Origin of the sequence: Rhizobium sp. SL42, from assembly GCF_021729845.1 — a bacterium.
Classification (GTDB): domain Bacteria; phylum Pseudomonadota; class Alphaproteobacteria; order Rhizobiales; family Rhizobiaceae; genus Allorhizobium.
This window is the reverse complement of the sequence record NZ_CP063398.1, coordinates 300806-316140: the sequence shown is the minus strand read 5'-3', so window position 1 is coordinate 316140 and position 15335 is coordinate 300806. Positions and strand designations below refer to the sequence as shown.

The 15335-nt window shown below is 59.4% G+C and carries 13 protein-coding genes; 5 read left to right on the top strand and 8 right to left on the bottom strand.

The genetic code is table 11. The features are described 5' to 3' along the window. Positions 1-2 precede the first annotated feature (2 nt). The 8 genes from IM739_RS20440 to IM739_RS20405 form a co-directional block, all read right to left on the bottom strand. Positions 3-1055, bottom strand: coding sequence for an ornithine cyclodeaminase (locus IM739_RS20440; protein ID WP_237371642.1), 1053 nt, complete (start codon positions 1053-1055; stop codon positions 3-5). Between the two features lie 200 nt (positions 1056-1255). Then, entirely contained in the window at positions 1256-2536 is a 1281-nt protein-coding gene (locus tag IM739_RS20435) for a TRAP transporter large permease (protein ID WP_237371641.1), read from the bottom strand. Beyond that, positions 2536-3057 (bottom strand): TRAP transporter small permease, encoded by a 522-nt coding sequence (locus IM739_RS20430; RefSeq protein WP_237371640.1) that lies wholly within the window; start codon positions 3055-3057, stop codon positions 2536-2538. The genes IM739_RS20435 and IM739_RS20430 overlap by 1 nt, the downstream gene beginning before the upstream one ends. A gap of 92 nt (positions 3058-3149) precedes the next feature. Next, positions 3150-4124, bottom strand: a complete 975-nt coding sequence (locus IM739_RS20425; RefSeq protein WP_237371639.1) for a TRAP transporter substrate-binding protein — start codon at positions 4122-4124, stop codon at positions 3150-3152. A 57-nt stretch (positions 4125-4181) separates the two neighbouring features. Then, positions 4182-5066: an amidohydrolase family protein gene (locus IM739_RS20420; protein ID WP_272911346.1), complete on the bottom strand. Its 885-nt coding sequence runs from the start codon at positions 5064-5066 to the stop codon at positions 4182-4184. Then, entirely contained in the window at positions 5066-6202 is a 1137-nt protein-coding gene (locus IM739_RS20415; RefSeq protein WP_237371638.1) for a mandelate racemase/muconate lactonizing enzyme family protein, read from the bottom strand. Before IM739_RS20415 ends, IM739_RS20420 begins: the two co-directional genes overlap by 1 nt. 1 nt (position 6203) lies before the next feature. Continuing rightward, on the bottom strand, positions 6204-7109 hold the full coding sequence (gene kdgD / locus IM739_RS20410; RefSeq protein WP_237371637.1) for a 5-dehydro-4-deoxyglucarate dehydratase: 906 nt from the start codon (positions 7107-7109) through the stop codon (positions 6204-6206). A 69-nt stretch (positions 7110-7178) separates the two neighbouring features. Further along, entirely contained in the window at positions 7179-7922 is a 744-nt protein-coding gene (locus tag IM739_RS20405; RefSeq protein WP_237371636.1) for a FadR/GntR family transcriptional regulator, read from the bottom strand. Positions 7923-8093: 171 nt separating this feature from the next. Here IM739_RS20405 and IM739_RS20400 point away from each other — a divergent pair, with 171 nt between their 5' ends. The 5 genes from IM739_RS20400 to IM739_RS20380 all read left to right on the top strand — a co-directional run bounded on the left by IM739_RS20400 (position 8094) and on the right by IM739_RS20380 (position 15316). Further along, a complete protein-coding gene (locus tag IM739_RS20400; RefSeq protein ID WP_237371635.1) occupies positions 8094-8891 on the top strand; it encodes an NAD-dependent epimerase/dehydratase family protein in 798 nt (265 codons plus the stop codon). Between the two features lie 839 nt (positions 8892-9730). After that, positions 9731-11164: a TolC family outer membrane protein gene (locus tag IM739_RS20395; RefSeq protein WP_237371634.1), complete on the top strand. Its 1434-nt coding sequence runs from the start codon at positions 9731-9733 to the stop codon at positions 11162-11164. Positions 11165-11216: 52 nt separating this feature from the next. Next, complete coding sequence (locus IM739_RS20390; protein WP_237371633.1) at positions 11217-13331, top strand: type I secretion system permease/ATPase; 2115 nt, start codon at positions 11217-11219, stop codon at positions 13329-13331. A gap of 3 nt (positions 13332-13334) precedes the next feature. Continuing rightward, positions 13335-14699 carry an HlyD family type I secretion periplasmic adaptor subunit gene (locus tag IM739_RS20385; protein WP_237371632.1) on the top strand — a complete coding sequence of 455 codons (1365 nt, stop codon included), beginning with the start codon at positions 13335-13337 and terminating at the stop codon, positions 14697-14699. After that, the gene (locus tag IM739_RS20380) at positions 14699-15316 is read left to right on the top strand and encodes a ribbon-helix-helix domain-containing protein (RefSeq protein ID WP_237371631.1); all 618 of its coding nucleotides are present in this window, start codon (positions 14699-14701) and stop codon (positions 15314-15316) included. The genes IM739_RS20385 and IM739_RS20380 overlap by 1 nt, the downstream gene beginning before the upstream one ends. Positions 15317-15335 lie beyond the last annotated feature (19 nt).

The following is a 15335-nucleotide window of genomic DNA, read 5'->3' as shown; positions in this document are numbered from 1 at the left end:
GTTCAGTCTTTTGCCCGCTGCAGCATGCCGAACAGATCACGCGGATCGTCCGGATCGGCGATGATGTCGATGTCCTGGTAGAAGCCGGTGCCTTCAAGCTTGGCGCGCACATAGCGCAAGGCGGAAAAGTCCTCGATGGCAAATCCGACGCTGTCGAACAGGGTGATCTGGCCCGGCTCTCGCCGACCGATAGCCTCGCCGGTCACCACCTTCCACAGTTCCGTTACCGGATAGTCGGGATCCATCTGCTGGATCTCGCCTTCGATGCGGGTTTGCGGCGGGTATTCGACAAAGGTCTCGGCGCGCTTGAGAATGTCCCTGTGCAGCTCGGTCTTGCCGGGGCAGTCACCGCCGATTGCGTTGATATGCACGTCGGCGCCGACCATGTTGTCCGTCAGGATCGTCGCGTTCTGCTTGTCGGCGGTGCAGGTCGTGATGATCTCTGCGCCCTCGATCGCCGCCTGGGCCGATGTGCATACGGTGACCGCCAGACCAGATCCTGCGAGATTGCGGGCGACCTTGTCGCTGGCGCGCGGGTCGATGTCATAGAGCCGGATCTTGTCGATGCCGAGTACGGCCTTCATGGCCAGGGCCTGGAATTCCGCCTGGGCGCCATTGCCGATCATCGCCATGGTCTTTGCACCTTTAGGTGCCAAATGGCGGGCGGCCATGGCGGATGTAGCTGCCGTACGCAGTGCGGTCAGCAACGTCATTTCCGTGAGCAGGACCGGATAGCCGGTGGAAACCTCCGCCAGCAGGCCGAATGCCGTGACGGTCTGCAGGCCCTGGGCCATGTTTTTCGGGTGGCCGTTTACATATTTGAACGCATAGATCTCGCCGTCCGACGTCGGCATCAGCTCGATCACGCCCTCGCGCGAATGGGATGCAACACGCGGGGTTTTGTCGAACAGGGGCCAGCGACGGAAATCGGATTCGATGACGTCGGTCAGCTCGGTCAGGACCGTTTCGATGCCGATGTGATGCACAAGGCGCATCATGTTTTCGACGCTAACGAAGGGAACGAAGGCTTTTTCCGAAGGGCTGGGTGCTGTCATGGTCCACCGGGGCTGGAGCGTTAACTGCAAGCAGTCTAATCCGGCAGGCAGGCTATGCGAAATGGCGATAATCTATCTGTTTGATCGATGAAACTGACGTTTTGCCTATTTATGTTGCGCAAATTGCAAGCCTTTGCCGGCCGGCGACAAAAAAGGCGGGGGCCAAAGCCCCCGCCAGATGCCTGTTTGAGCAGGGCTGCTTACTTGAACAGGCTGGGGAGCCAGAGCGACAGCGCCGGAATATAGGTCACGGCCATCAGCACCGCGATGCTGGCGCCGAAGAAGGGCCAGATCGTCTTCATCGCTTCACGGATTGTGATGCCGCCGACCGCGCAGCCGACGAATAGAACCGTTCCGACCGGTGGTGTATTGAGGCCGATCCCGGCATTGAGGATCATCACCACGCCGAAATGCACGGGATCGATGCCGAAGGCTTTGACGACTGGCAGCAGCACCGGTGTCGCAATGATCACCATCGGTGCCATGTCCATGAAGGTTCCAAGCAGAAGCAGGATGATGTTGATCATCAACAGCACGACGATCGGATTATCGGACACTGCGCTGATGGCCTGGACCAACAGTGTCTGGACCTGCAGGAAGGACATCAGCCAGCCGAAGGATGCCGCCGTACCGATGACCAGCAGGACCATGGCCGTGGTCCGTACCGCGCCCAACACGGCTTCGACAAAGCCGTCCCAGTTCAGCTCGCGATAGACCAGCATGGCGACGAGAAAGGCGTAGAGAACCGCTATGCATGAGCTTTCCGTCGCCGTGAAGATGCCCGAGCGCACGCCGCCGAATATGATGCCGATCAGCAGAAGCCCCGGCAGGGAGGCGAGAAAGAAGTAGCCGAGCTTCTGGAAGCCGGGGAAGGGTTCAGACGGATAACCGCGGCGCCGCGCAACGATATAGGCGGTGACCATCAAAGCTGCGGCGAGCAGCATGCCGGGAATGACACCGGCGGTGAACAGGTCGGCGACCGAGACATTGCCGCCGGCGGCAATCGAATAGAGGATCATGTTGTGCGAGGGCGGGATCATCAGTGCGATGATTGCAGCATTGACCGTGACGTTGACGGCGTAGCTGCGGTCATAACCGCGGGCTGCCATTTGCGGGATCATCAGGCCGCCGACCGCGGACGCATCGGCGACCGCGGAGCCGGAAATACCACCGAACAGGGTTGAAGCAACGATGTTGACCTGGCCCAGGCCGCCGCGCAGATGGCCAACAATGCCGGCGGCAAAACGGATCAGGCGATTGGCAATCCCGCCGCGGACCATCAGGTCACCGGCGAAGATGAAAAACGGGATCGCCATCATGGCAAAGACGTTCATGCCGGAATTCATCTGCTGGAACACGACGATCGGCGGGATGCCGATATAAAGCACGGTGGCAAGCGAGGCGATGCCCAGGCAGAAGGCGATCGGCATGCCGATCATCATCAGCAGGGTGAAGACGCCGAAAAGAACGGTATAGGCCATCACGCAGCCTCCTGCACAACAACGGTGGCAGCGATTTTCTCGCCGATGGAAACATCTATGAAGCGTTCGGCGGCAAAGATGGCGATGATGGCGCCGCCGACGATCAGCGGGAAGAAGTCGACGCCGCCGGGCAGACCGAGGACCGGAATGGTTGCTGTCCAGGTACCGGCAGCGAGAAGAAAGCCGTAGTAGCTCATCGCGACGCCAAACAGGACGATCAAGCCGAGGCTCACCAGGTCCATGATCTTCTGAATTGCCGGAGACGCTCCGTGACGGACAAAATCGAGGCCGAGATGCACGCTTTCACGGACCCCCACGGCAGAGCCCAGCATGATGAACCACGACATCAACATCAGCGACAGCGGCTCGGACCAACTCGGCGTATCGTTCAGAACATAGCGACCGAAGATCTGCCATCCGATGATCAAGGTCATCGCGACAAGGCCGATGCCAGAGATATACAGGCAGAACTGGCTAAGGCGTGCGAGAGCCGGGCGCACAGCCGTCATAAAGCGCAACATATTTCCCTCCACGGCCACCACGAATAGGCGGCCACACTGCAACCCTGAATGAAAAACCGGCCATATCTTGCGATACGGCCGGCTGCTTCCGATTACTTGACTTCCTGGACCCGGGTGACCAGGTCCTTCATCTTGGGGTCGGTGATGAACTTGTCATAGACAGGCTGCATTGCTGCGGAGAATTCGGCCTTGTCGACGGTGATGATATTGGCTCCCGAGGCGCGGATCTTTTCTTCCGATGCCTTTTCGCGGGCCTGCCACAGTTCACGCATCTTGCCGACCGATTCCTTGGCGGATTCGCGGATGACCTTCTGGTCTTCCGGTGTCAGCTTGTCCCAGGTGATCTTGGAGATGACCAGGATTTCCGGGGTCAGGGAATGTTCGGTCAGGGTGTAGTTCTTCGCCACTTCGAAGTGGCGCGAGGATTCGTAGGACGGCCAGTTGTTTTCGGCGGCATCCACGACACCGGTTTCAAGCGAGGAATAGACTTCGCCGAACGGCATGGGGGTCGGGTTGGCACCGAAGGCTTCCATCATCGCGATCCACAGATCGGACTGCTGGACACGTACCTTCATGCCCTTCAGATCGGCGAGCTTTTCGATCGGCTTCTTGGTCGAATAGAACGAGCGCGCACCGGAATCGTAGAAGGCGAGGCCGATCAGGCCGTGCGGTTCGAAGGCCGCAAGCACTTCGTCGCCGATCGGGCCATCCACCACCTTGTGCATGTGATCGGTATCGCGAAACAGGAAGGGCAGGCCGAAGACGACGGTTTCAGGAACCAGGTTGTTGAACGGCGCGCTGTTGACGCGGTTCATCTCGATGACGCCGAAGCGGGTCTGCTCGATCGTGTCCTTTTCGGCACCGAGCGCCGCATTGTTCATGACCTCGATCTTGACCCGGCCATTGGTCTTTTGGGACACCAGTTCGCCCATGTATTTCACAGCGTCCACGGTCGGATAACCATCGGGATGGATATCGGCGGAACGCAGGGTGATCTCTTGCGCGTTCAGCGCGCCGGCACCCAGTGTCAGCCCCATGACGAGGCTCAGCATTGCGGCAGTTTTCATGTCTTCCTCCTCTTTATCGGTGATCCGTCAAAACCTCCCAGGATTGACGGTTAGCTCTCAGGTCCCCTTGTTCCCCCTTGGTTCAAGGCCGAAGAGTTGCTCGGGATTGTCCACGAGTGCGAGATGGCGAGCGGCATCATCGGCCAGCCAGCCAAGAATTGTGTCGGTCAGGGCAGCGTCGTCGGGATAGTCCGCTTGTGTCTTTGCGAGATTATGCGGCCAGTTCGACCCCCAGACGATTCTCTCCGGAGCATGGGCTGCAATGGCCTGGGCAACGGCTGCGACATCGGAGAAATCGGGTGCACCGGACTTCGACGATTCGTAGGCGCCGGCAAACTTGAACCAGCAATTGCCGCGATCGATGAGGCGCTTGGCTGCCTTGACCTGCGGGCTATCCGGTGTAACGCCGCAGAAGAATTTGCCATGGTGATCAAGCACCCAGCGCGATTTCAACCGGGACAGGCGGGATTCGTGGTCGACGATATTGCTGCCGTCGAATTGCACGGCGAGCATCCAGTTGCGACTTGATGCAATCGCATCGACTGCTTCCAGATGGCTCAGGTCGACGCCACCGCCGGGCAGGTCCATGATCCGCAGGCCGATCACACGCCCATCGGACAGCTCATCGAGTTCGGCTTCGGTTGCCTGACCATTGACCGCCGCCACACCCCAGGCGAGATCACCGAAGTCCTTCAGGCAGGCGATCAGGTTGTGGTTGTCGCGTTGATGCGCATTGCCCTGGGTCACGATAACCCGGTCGATCCCGATCCATTTCATGAATTCGCGGTACTGCGACGGACTTGGCAGTTCGCCGGCCGGCAGAGGGGGGCCACCTTCGATCGCGGCGAAACCCGGCAGATAGGCGTGCATCTGGGTGTCGATCGCCCCTTTCGGGAGCGCGATCTTGGGTTTGCGGCCGGAAAGGGGGCGAACGAGCGTCATCAGTCGTCCTTCATCTTGAAGTCGGCGAGGGCATCGCGGTTGATCTCGATGCCAAGGCCAGGACCATTCGGGATGGCGACGACGCCGTTTTGATGCTCGATCGGGGTTTTGATCACCGCCTGACGGAACGGATTGTCGGTGCGGTCGAATTCGAGGATCGGCTCGATCGGATTGACGCGCACCGGATCCGGCACCATGGCAGCGATGAACTGCAGGGCGGCGGCGATATGCACGGCTGTACCCCAGACATGCGGTACGACGCGCACGCCGAACAGGGCGGCCAGATCGGCCACCCGCTTGGCTTCGGTGAAGCCGCCGACACCCGCCAGGTCCGGCTGGACGATATCGATGCAACGCGTTTCGATCGGCTCTTTCATGCCCCAGCGACTGTGCCAGGTTTCACCGCCGGCAACCGGGATCGGCTGCCTGGCGCGCACTTCGCGGTAGGCAGCAAGCTGTTCGGGCACGACCGGTTCCTCGAACCAGTCGAGGCCGTATTCGGCGGCGCGACGGCCGAATTCAACCGCTTCCAGAACGCCGTAGCCATGGTTGCCGTCTGCCATCAGGCGCATGTCGGGGCCAGCGGCTTCGCGCGCAGCCTTGATCACGCGCAGATCTTCCTCGATGCCGAAACCGACCTTGATCTTCGAGGCATGGAAGCCTTGCGACCGATAGGTCGCGATATCGGTGGCATTGTCTTCGACACGATCAACGCCATCGCGCTTGAAGCTGCCCGTGGCATAGGCCCTGACGGTTTCGCGGAAGCGGCCGCCAAGCAGGATCGACACAGGTGCGTTGAAATGTTTGCCCTTTATGTCCCAAAGCGCGATATCGATGCCGGATAGAGCAGTCAGCGTCAGCCCCCGCTGGCCCTGGTCGCGCAGCGCATTGTAGAGCGTCGCCCAGATCTTTTCGGTTTCCAGCGGGTTGGCGCCGATCAGCCAGGCCTTGTAGGCGGCAACGACAGCTGCATTCGGACGTGCCGGGCCGAGGCATTCGCCCCAGCCCGTGGTGCCGTCGTCGCACACAATCTCGACCAGCACATGGGCACGCCGGTCAAAGCGCATGGATGCGCTCTGGAACGGAACGGCCAACCTGTGCTCGAGCAGATGGGTGCGGACGTCGACGATCTTCATATCAGCGCTTCCATGGCTCGATCAGCTTGGCAAGAATTTCTTCTTCCGCCGGAGTCAGGTCGTCGAGCGGTGGGCGAACCTTGCCGGCATTGAAGCCCTGAAGGCGCACACCCGCCTTGACCGCCGACACGGCATAGCCCTTGCGGCGGCCGCGCAGTTCCATGAACGGATAGAAGAAGTCCTTCAGGATGGTCTCGCAGCGTTCGCGGTTGCCGGCCCGCAGGGCCTTGTAGAATTCGACGGCAAGGCCGGGGACGAAATTGAATACGGCCGACGAATAGGTGGTGAAGCCGGCGCCGAGATAGGCTTCAGCAAACAATTCCGCTGTCGGCATGCCGCCAAGATAGGTGAGGCGATCGCCCATGGTTGCGGTGATTTGGCGGATCAGGCCGACTTCGCCGGTCCCGTCCTTGAAACCGACGAGGTTCGGGCACTCGTCGCAAAGGCGCTTCAGGACATCGACACCGATGACCGAATTGTCGCGGTTATAAACCATGACGCCAATGCCGACAGACTGACACACGCGCTTGACGTGGTGATAGATGCCTTCCTGCGGGGCATCGATCAGGTAATGCGGCAGAAGCAGAATGCCGTCGGCGCCAGCCTTTTCAGCGGCGCGGGCAATCTCGACGGCCATCTCTGTACCATAGCCGCAGCCGGATACGATCGCCGTCTTGCCGGCAGCTTCCTTTGCCGTTGCGACGATCCGCGGGATTTCACTGGGGGAAAGGGAGAAGAACTCACCCGTGCCGCCGGCGGCGAACAGGACCGGCGCATCGTAACCTGCCAGCCATTCCACATGCTTGGCGTAGCTGTCTGGTTGAAACTGGCCTTCGCTGTCGAAATGGGTGACAGGGAAGGACAACAGGCCGGCGCCAAGCGCGACCTTGATTTCTTGCGGCGTCATAATCGAATATCCTCTTTTGGCCTCCTCAGGCTAAGTTGTCATACGTATTATGCGCCGATCAGTCAATAGTTATCGTACAGGTTGGCGTTGTTCGCGCAGAAGCGTGCGGTAGCGGGCCTGGCTGCCGCGCAGGTGCCGGCGCATGGCCTCTCGCGCCGCTTCCTCGTCGCCGGCGGAAATCGCCTCGATGATATCGGCGTGTTCCGCATCGATCAGGCGAATGTAGGCTGCCTGATCTTCGTCGCTTTCTTCGCCACGCAGCGCTGCGCGGGGAATGACATTCTTGCCGATCATTGCAAGGAACTCGCGAAAACGCGGGTTGTTGGTGGCTTCGGCGATGGCCAGGTGCAGGGCAAAATCGGCCTCGCTGCTCGATTTTCCGGCATCGAGACAGGCGCGCACGGCATAGTGCTGTTCCAGGATGACCTCCTCCTGGGCGGGGGAACGGCGCAGCGCCGCAAGCCCTGCGGCCTCGACTTCAACGGCGGTTCGAAGCTCAAGCAGCTCGATCATCGAGGAGACACGCGCCGGGTCGATATGGGCGATGGACAGGGGGGCAGGGGCGGGTTCGCGCGGCTCCAGAACAAAGACGCCAGCGCCCTGGCGGGCCTCGACGAGGCGATCTGCGCGAAGGGCTGCAATCGCCTCGCGGACAACGGTGCGCGACACACCATTGGCCTCGGAAAGCTGCGCCTCGCTGGGTAGCTTGCTGCCCGGCGGGAATTGGCCGCCATGGATGGCGCGGCGCAGATTGTCACTCAGCCTCTGCGTCAGTGTTCCGGACCCGGCCTCCATTTTCGCCTGCAGCGCCATGCTCATCTCCGCGTTCGTTCGGCATTCAATGAGCTTATCCATAAACTCGTCTGGCAAGTTAGCCAAGCACGAAGGAGAGCGTCGCGAAATATTGACCGCATTGGCGCTACCTGTATGATGAGTTTAATGAGGCCGGATGCGGGCATCCGCGAATGGACAAGGGAGGTTCATGTGAAGCGACTATTGGTGACCGGCGCTGCGGGCGGGCTGGGCAGGGCGATGCGCGGGCGTCTGAAAGGCATGGCGGAAGTCTTGCGGCTCTCGGACATTGTCGGCATGGGCGAGGCGGCAGAGCACGAGGAACTGGTTGTCTGCGACCTGGGCGACCGTGCCGCCGTCGACAGGCTGGTTAAAGGGTGTGACGGCATCATTCATCTGGGCGGCATTTCCGTCGAGGACAAGTTTTCCAAGATCCTGAACGCCAATCTGCTGGGACTTTATAATCTCTACGAGGCCGCGCGGGCGAATGGCATGCCGCGCATTCTCTTTGCCAGTTCCAATCACACGATCGGCTTCTACGGCCAGGACGATTTTCTGGATGCCAGCGCTCCGATGCGGCCTGACGGTCTTTATGGCGTGTCGAAATGTTTCGGCGAGGCGCTGGCCAGCATGTATTTCGACAAGTTCGGTCAGGAGACGGCGCTGGTACGCATCGGCAGCTGCATGGATAAGCCGAAGAACCATCGGATGCTGTCCACCTGGATGAGCCATGATGATTTCCTCGCGATGATCGAATGCATCTTCCGCGTTCCGCGTCTCGGTTGCCCGATCATCTGGGGGTGCTCCAACAACGACAGTCGCTGGTGGGATAACTCGGCTGTCGCCTATCTCGGCTGGCATCCGAAGGATAATGCCGAGCGCTTCCGCGCCGAGATCGAGGCAACCGTTCCGCGGCCCTCGGCGCAGGATTCGATTGCCATCTACCAAGGGGGGCCGTTTGTCGACGACCCGATCTTTGAAGAAAACTGATCTCCACGGCGAATTGTGCCTGTCGGATCGCTGAGTGAAAATGAGCCGCCCTGTGCGGCCATTTTTTTGCGCGAAAAAGTCAATGTTGGAGCCCGCAACAGGTTCTATTTAGCTCTGGTGGGGAAGCTGGCGCTTACGAAAGCCCCGAAGGCTTGGCTCGATGAACGGCTGCCCTGTTTTGGCGCAGTGGAGGAATTCACTAATACATAACTTGTTATATCTCATCAAGAATTCATCTTCCTATATGCATATCATGATATGCCATTGTGAGTTGCGCGCAGTTTAGATCGTTTTGTTGGCGTGTCTGCAAAGCAGAGTGTGAGTCGTATGTGTCACTTTCTATTGCCGAGGACTCGCGCCTGTGTCGGTCGTTGAGTCTAGATATTGATGAATAGGATTAACGCGGCGAGTCCGGAGTTTCCGCCCTCGTCAGGCGTTTGGGTGATCGAATATACAAGTAGCGGAAAAGAATAAATAATATCGGTTTTCCGTGATGTCCTTGAATGCTGTCGCAATCCGGATTCTGCGATTGTGAGTAGGGCAATTCTGCAACTATACTTGAATTTTTCCGTGTGGCGTTTTCCATGTTTCGCGAAAGCACGTGACTCTCATAGAAGCTTGAGTATACATCCGAATCTGGATTTGTTCCTGCACTGTTGGGGATTCCGTTAGAGGGGAGAGATCCGCAAGGTCATTGATGGCTTCCTAAAGGTTAATAGGCCCAAAAATGGTTCTTTTAACCCGTAAGAATTCATAGATTGGCGTGACGGCTTCGGCTAGGTTTCGCCACACTTGATCAGACGGTCTCAATAACTGCGTAGTTCGGCTACGAGGGGGATATGAAGAAATTTTCGATGCTCGCAACGACGGCAATTTTCGCCGGCACGATTGCTCTCACCACGTCGCTGGCCACTGCTGCTGATCTCCGCGAAGCAATGCAGACTGCCGTTTCCACCAACCCGGATATCGGTCAGGCGGTTGAAAACCGCGAAGCTGTCGAATTCGAATTGCGCCAGGCGCGCGGCCTTTATCTCCCCAGTATCGATCTGGAAGCGTCCGTCGGGGTTCGAAATCTCGATAGCCCGAGCCGTCGTGCGTCCGGCATTGATGGTGACGATCTGTCGCCGACCGAGGCTGGCATCACCATTACCCAGAAGCTGTTTGATGGCGGCGGTCGCCGCGCGCAGCTCGACCAGCAGGCGTCCCGCGTCGACAGCGCGTCCTACCGCGTCATGGAGCGCAGCGAGACGATCGCCCTTCAGGTCGTTCGGGAATATCTCGAATACCTGCTGCAGTCGCGCATCGTTGCCGAATCCCAGGAGAACGTCCGCGTTCACCAGGCTCTTCGCGGGGATATCGGTTCGCTGATCTCCAGCGGTACCCTGACCGAGGCTGACAGGCAGCAGGCCGATGAGCGCCTGCTCGCGGCTCGGGCTCGCCTGCAGGAGGCAACGGAAGCGCTTCAGCAGGTGAAGATTTCGCTGCTGCGTCTGGTCGGCACGCCGATCACCGGCGGCAAGATGCCGCCGTCGCTGGCGGCCCACTTGCCGAAGAGCCTGGATGTGGCTCTTGACACGGCGCGCCGCAACAATCCGCGTATCAAGGCTGGCCTTGCTGATGTCGATGCGGCTGACGCTGGTGTGCGCGGTGCGCGCAACAACTATCTGCCGGAAGTATCTGCCGAAGGTCGTTTGGTCACCGGCACGGATATCGATGGCAGCGAAGGTCGCTCCACGGATGCGCAAGTTCGCCTCGTTGCCCGCTGGAACCTTTATCGCGGCGGTATCGACCAGGCGCGCGAAGAAGAACAGATCCGTCGCGCGGGCGAACAGCGCTTTGCGCTCGATTCCGCGCATCGTGAAGTCGACGAAGCCGTGCGCCTGTCCTGGGATCGTCGCATCCAGCAGCGTCAGCTTGCCGGTCTGCTCAAGCAGCAGTCCAATGCGAATGCGCAGCTCGTGTCCAGCTATCGGGAACAGTTGAATATCGGCCAGCGCTCGCTGCTCGATGTCCTTGGCGCGCAGAACACCAAGTACAACGTCAACGTTCTGTCGATGACGGCACAATATGCATCGCTGTTTGCCGAATATCGCCTGCTGGCTTCGACCGGTAGCCTGTTGAAGGCCATGAACATCACCCCGCCGAAGCAGAATGATGCTTATGCGCGCAGCGAGTTCAAGGTCCGTTCCGGCGGCGAGCCTCAGCAGAAGCGTCTGGTCTCGAAGCAGAATGCCGGCCTTCCGATCGATCTCTTCGCGACAGCCAACGACTGAGCGAAGCGTCGGTAGATCAGGAACGGTATCTTAGAATGGTAGGCTCAGCCTGATGACCAACGAGTTTACCGCGTCCTTTCGCGCCCTGGCCGGTTTCATGAACCGGCCAACGGCCGATATTCTTCTTTTCTCCGGTGTGCCCTTCGATCCTCAGGCCCCGACCTATGAGGAAGTGGAACGGTTGGCGAGCCGTATCGGTCTTGACGCCCACCAGGTCACGGTCGACGAACTGCGGCGCCGCGCCTTCGAACTGCCGCTGATGCTGCTCTTTGCTGACCGCACCTCGATGGTGCTGCTCGAAGAAGATGCGCATGGATTATCCATGCTCTCTGGCGACGGCACGCAGGTTGCCTTTGCCGAAGTCCTGAAAAAGCCGGTGGTTTCCGCATTTTCTTTCGCTGCCGTCTATCAGAACGACAGCGAGGCGGGCGTCACGGGCACGGCCGAGGAAATCGACCGCGTCCATTGGCTTCGTGCCATTCTCAAGCCATTCTGGCGCTCGTATCTGGATGTGGCGCTGGCCACCTTCCTGATCAACGTGCTGGCGCTGACCGCGCCGCTGTTCACGATGAACGTCTATGACCGGGTGCTGCCCAACAAGGCGGTCGCGACCCTTTGGGTTCTGGCCATCGGTGTCTCGGGTGCGATCCTGTTCGACTTCATCTTGAAGTCGATCCGGGCTGCCACGATCGATTTTGCCGGTCGCAAGGCCGATCTCAAGCTATCCTACAAGCTTTTTGACAAGATCCTCAACACGTCGCTGAAGTCGCGGCCAATGTCGACGGGCGAATACGCCAACCGCGTGTCGCAATATGAATTTGTCCGGGAGTTCTTCACCTCGAATACGATCAGCGTGGCCATCGACTGCGTCTTCGTCTTCATGTTCGTGGCAGTGATCTATATCATCATCGGCTGGATCGCCGTTGTGCCGCTTGCTGCCTTCTTCATCGTCGCGGCGATCGGCTATTATGCGCAGGTCAAGATCGGGCGCGTGATGGGAGCCGCGCTGAACGAGGCATCCCAGCGCCAATCCCTGCTGATCGAGTCGATTTCGGCACTGGAAACCATCAAGCTTCTCAATGCGGAAGCAACTTTGCTGCGCCGCTGGCATACGCTTGCAAAAAATGCGTCCCATACGTCCGAGGAGATCAAGCACATCTCGGCCTGGGCGGCCAATATCACGCAATTCATCCAGCAGTTGGTAACGGTCGTGATCATTCTGGCCGGTGCCTATGAATTCGCCGCCGGCAATATAACCTCCGGTGCGATCGTCGCGACGACGATGCTGGCGGGCCGTGCGGTTGCACCGCTCGGGCAACTGGCGCTGACCTTGGCGCGCATGCGCCAGGCGTTCCTGTCGCTGCGTATCCTCGATGAAATCATGGCGCAGGATGAAGATCGCCCGTCGACCACCGGTTTCGTCAACCGGACGATCAATAGTGGGGCGCTGACCTTCCACAATGTCGGTTTCTCCTATCCAGGCACCGATCATCAGGTGATCAACAACATCAATTTCACCATCCAGCCCGGTGAAAAGGTTGGCATCATCGGTCGTGTCGGGTCAGGCAAGACGACGATGGGACGGCTGATTTCCGGCCTCTATACCACGGGTGCTGGTCGCGTCCTGATCGATGGTGTGGATATCAGGCAGTATCATCCGGCTGTGGTGCGCAGCGCGATCGCCTTCGTTTCGCAGAACTCCGACCTGTTCTCCGGCACGGTCAAGGATAACCTTCTGATGGCCGCACCGACGGCGACGGATGAGGAAATCATCGAGGCCGCGAAGATCGCCGGCGTTGACAGTTTTGTCTCTCGCCATCCGCGAGGCTATGACATGCCGGTCGGTGAACGTGGCAATCTTCTGTCCGGTGGACAGCGGGCAGCGATCGCCATTGCTCGGATCATGCTGCGCAAGCCCTCGATCGTCTTTCTCGACGAGCCCTCGGGCTCGATGGACATGGCCAGTGAAAAAGAACTGATCGACAAATTGCTCAAGTGTTTCCCGACGGATGTGACGCTGCTCGTTTCCACGCATCGCTACAGCATGCTGGCGCTTGTCGATCGGCTGATCGTTCTCGAACAGGGCCGGGTGATCAGCGATGGACCGAAGAACCAGGTGATCGAAGGTCTCAAGGCGGGCGCAGTGCCGGCTCGGGCGAGGGGTTGAGCTATGTTCAATCTTCCAGACTTTTCCTCGTTGCTGAACATCAAGATGCCATTCAATCTGGGCGGTTCGGCAGATTTGGAGAGCCATACCGTTGAACGGCAGGCTTGGGCACCGCGGCTGACGCTCTATGTCTTCGCAGCCCTGCTCGTCACATTCATCACCTGGGCGGCATTCGCCGAACTCGAAGAAATCTCGCGCGGCGTCGGCAAGGTCATTCCCGTGTCGAAGACGCAGATCATCCAGTCGAGCGAGCCGGGCATTGTCCAGGAAATCGCCGTTCAGGTTGGACAGGTTGTCAAGAAGGGTGACCTTCTGGTGCGGCTCGACGACACGATGACGGCGTCTTCCCTTGGCGAAGCGCGGGCCAAGGCCCGCTCGCTGATGGCCCAGATCGCGCGCCTGGATCTCGAGCAGACCGGCAATTTCACTGCCACATATCCGTGTCCCGACGAAATTGCCAAGATTGCACCGCTGATTTGCGACAACGAGGCCCGCTTGCTGCAGGCGCGCGCCGATACCTATCTCAACAAGCGCTCCGTTCTTGTCGAGCGTTACGAACAGCGCCTCAAGGAAGTGTCCGAGACGCGTGAGAACATCGCGCGGCTGCAGACAAATCTCGCGATTACCCGCAAGGAAGAAGCGATCCTGGCGCCGATCGTTGCCAAGAAACTTGCGGCTCAGACTGACCTTTTGCGTGTGCAGAAGGAGGTGGCCGACAATGAGGGCCAGCTCAAGCTCTACGCAGAAACGCTGGAACGAATCCAGCGTGCGGCGAGCGAAGCGCAGTTGCAGGTCGAGGAAGTCAAGCTGCAGACCCAGCAGGAAGCGCTCGCTGCCAAGACGGAAGCGCTGTCGCAGTTGTCGGTGATCGACGAGACGATCAAGGGCGCGGAGAGCCGCGTGAGCAACACCGATATCCGGTCTCCGGTGGATGGCATCGTCAACACAATGGATGTCAATACGGTTGGTGCCTATGTGAACGCGGGCGCCGTTGTCGCCGGTGTCGTGCCGACGTCTGACATCCTCTTGATCGAAGCCCGGCTTTCGCCATCGGACGTCGCCTTTGTGCGCCCGGGACAGCATGCGGTCATCAAGATTACCGCCTATGACTATACGGTTTATGGCGGTCTTTCGGGCAAGGTCGAAACGGTTTCTGCGGACAGTCTCGTCGACCAGGAAACGGGCGACGCCTTCTATCAGGTGCGCGTGCGCACCGACAAGGCAGCGTTGGAGAAGGATGGTCAGAGCTATCCGATCACGCCCGGCATGGTGGCATCGGTCGACATCATTACCGGCAAGAAAACGGTGCTGACCTATCTGCTCAAGCCGATCATCAAGGCGCGGCAGGAAGCGTTGCGGGAGCGGTGATGGGACGATCGATCTTCAAAGGAAACCCCGATGAGCCGGAAGACAGTGCCAAACTGATTTTCCGCGCGGTCACGGCCAATGGCTCCCGTCGCGGCATCAGGTTGGAGAATGCATTCTGGGCCTCGCTGGCGGAGATTGCCGGTGAAGAGGGCAAGCGCGTCGGCGACCTTATCGAGGAATTTTCCGAGCGCTATCCGATGCTCGACAATGCCACCGGCGCTGTGCGTCTCGGGGTACTGGAATCCTTGCGCAAGCGATACAATGACCGCAAGGCCGCCCGCGACGTCAAGTTGACGCTTGGCGTGGTTGCCGGCAGTCCAGCTCCGGCCTTCGCCCTGTCGAGCGACAAGAAGATCATATCGTATAATTCGGCATTTCTCACCTTGCTGCAGGCGCGACTTTCGCCACTGTCGTCCGATGTGATTGGCAGCGGGTTGAAACTGCAGCTCGACATTCCGTTCGAGGGGCTGGTGGCCCGCCTCAAGGATGATCCGCAAAATCCGATCGTGGTGAACTACACCATCGTGGCCCAGCAAAAGGCCCTGCGCGGCCGGATGAATGCTGTTCTGGCCGACCCCGCCGAGGGCGGGGCCATCATAGGATTTCTGATCAACTGATCGCCTAATTTTCGCCAGG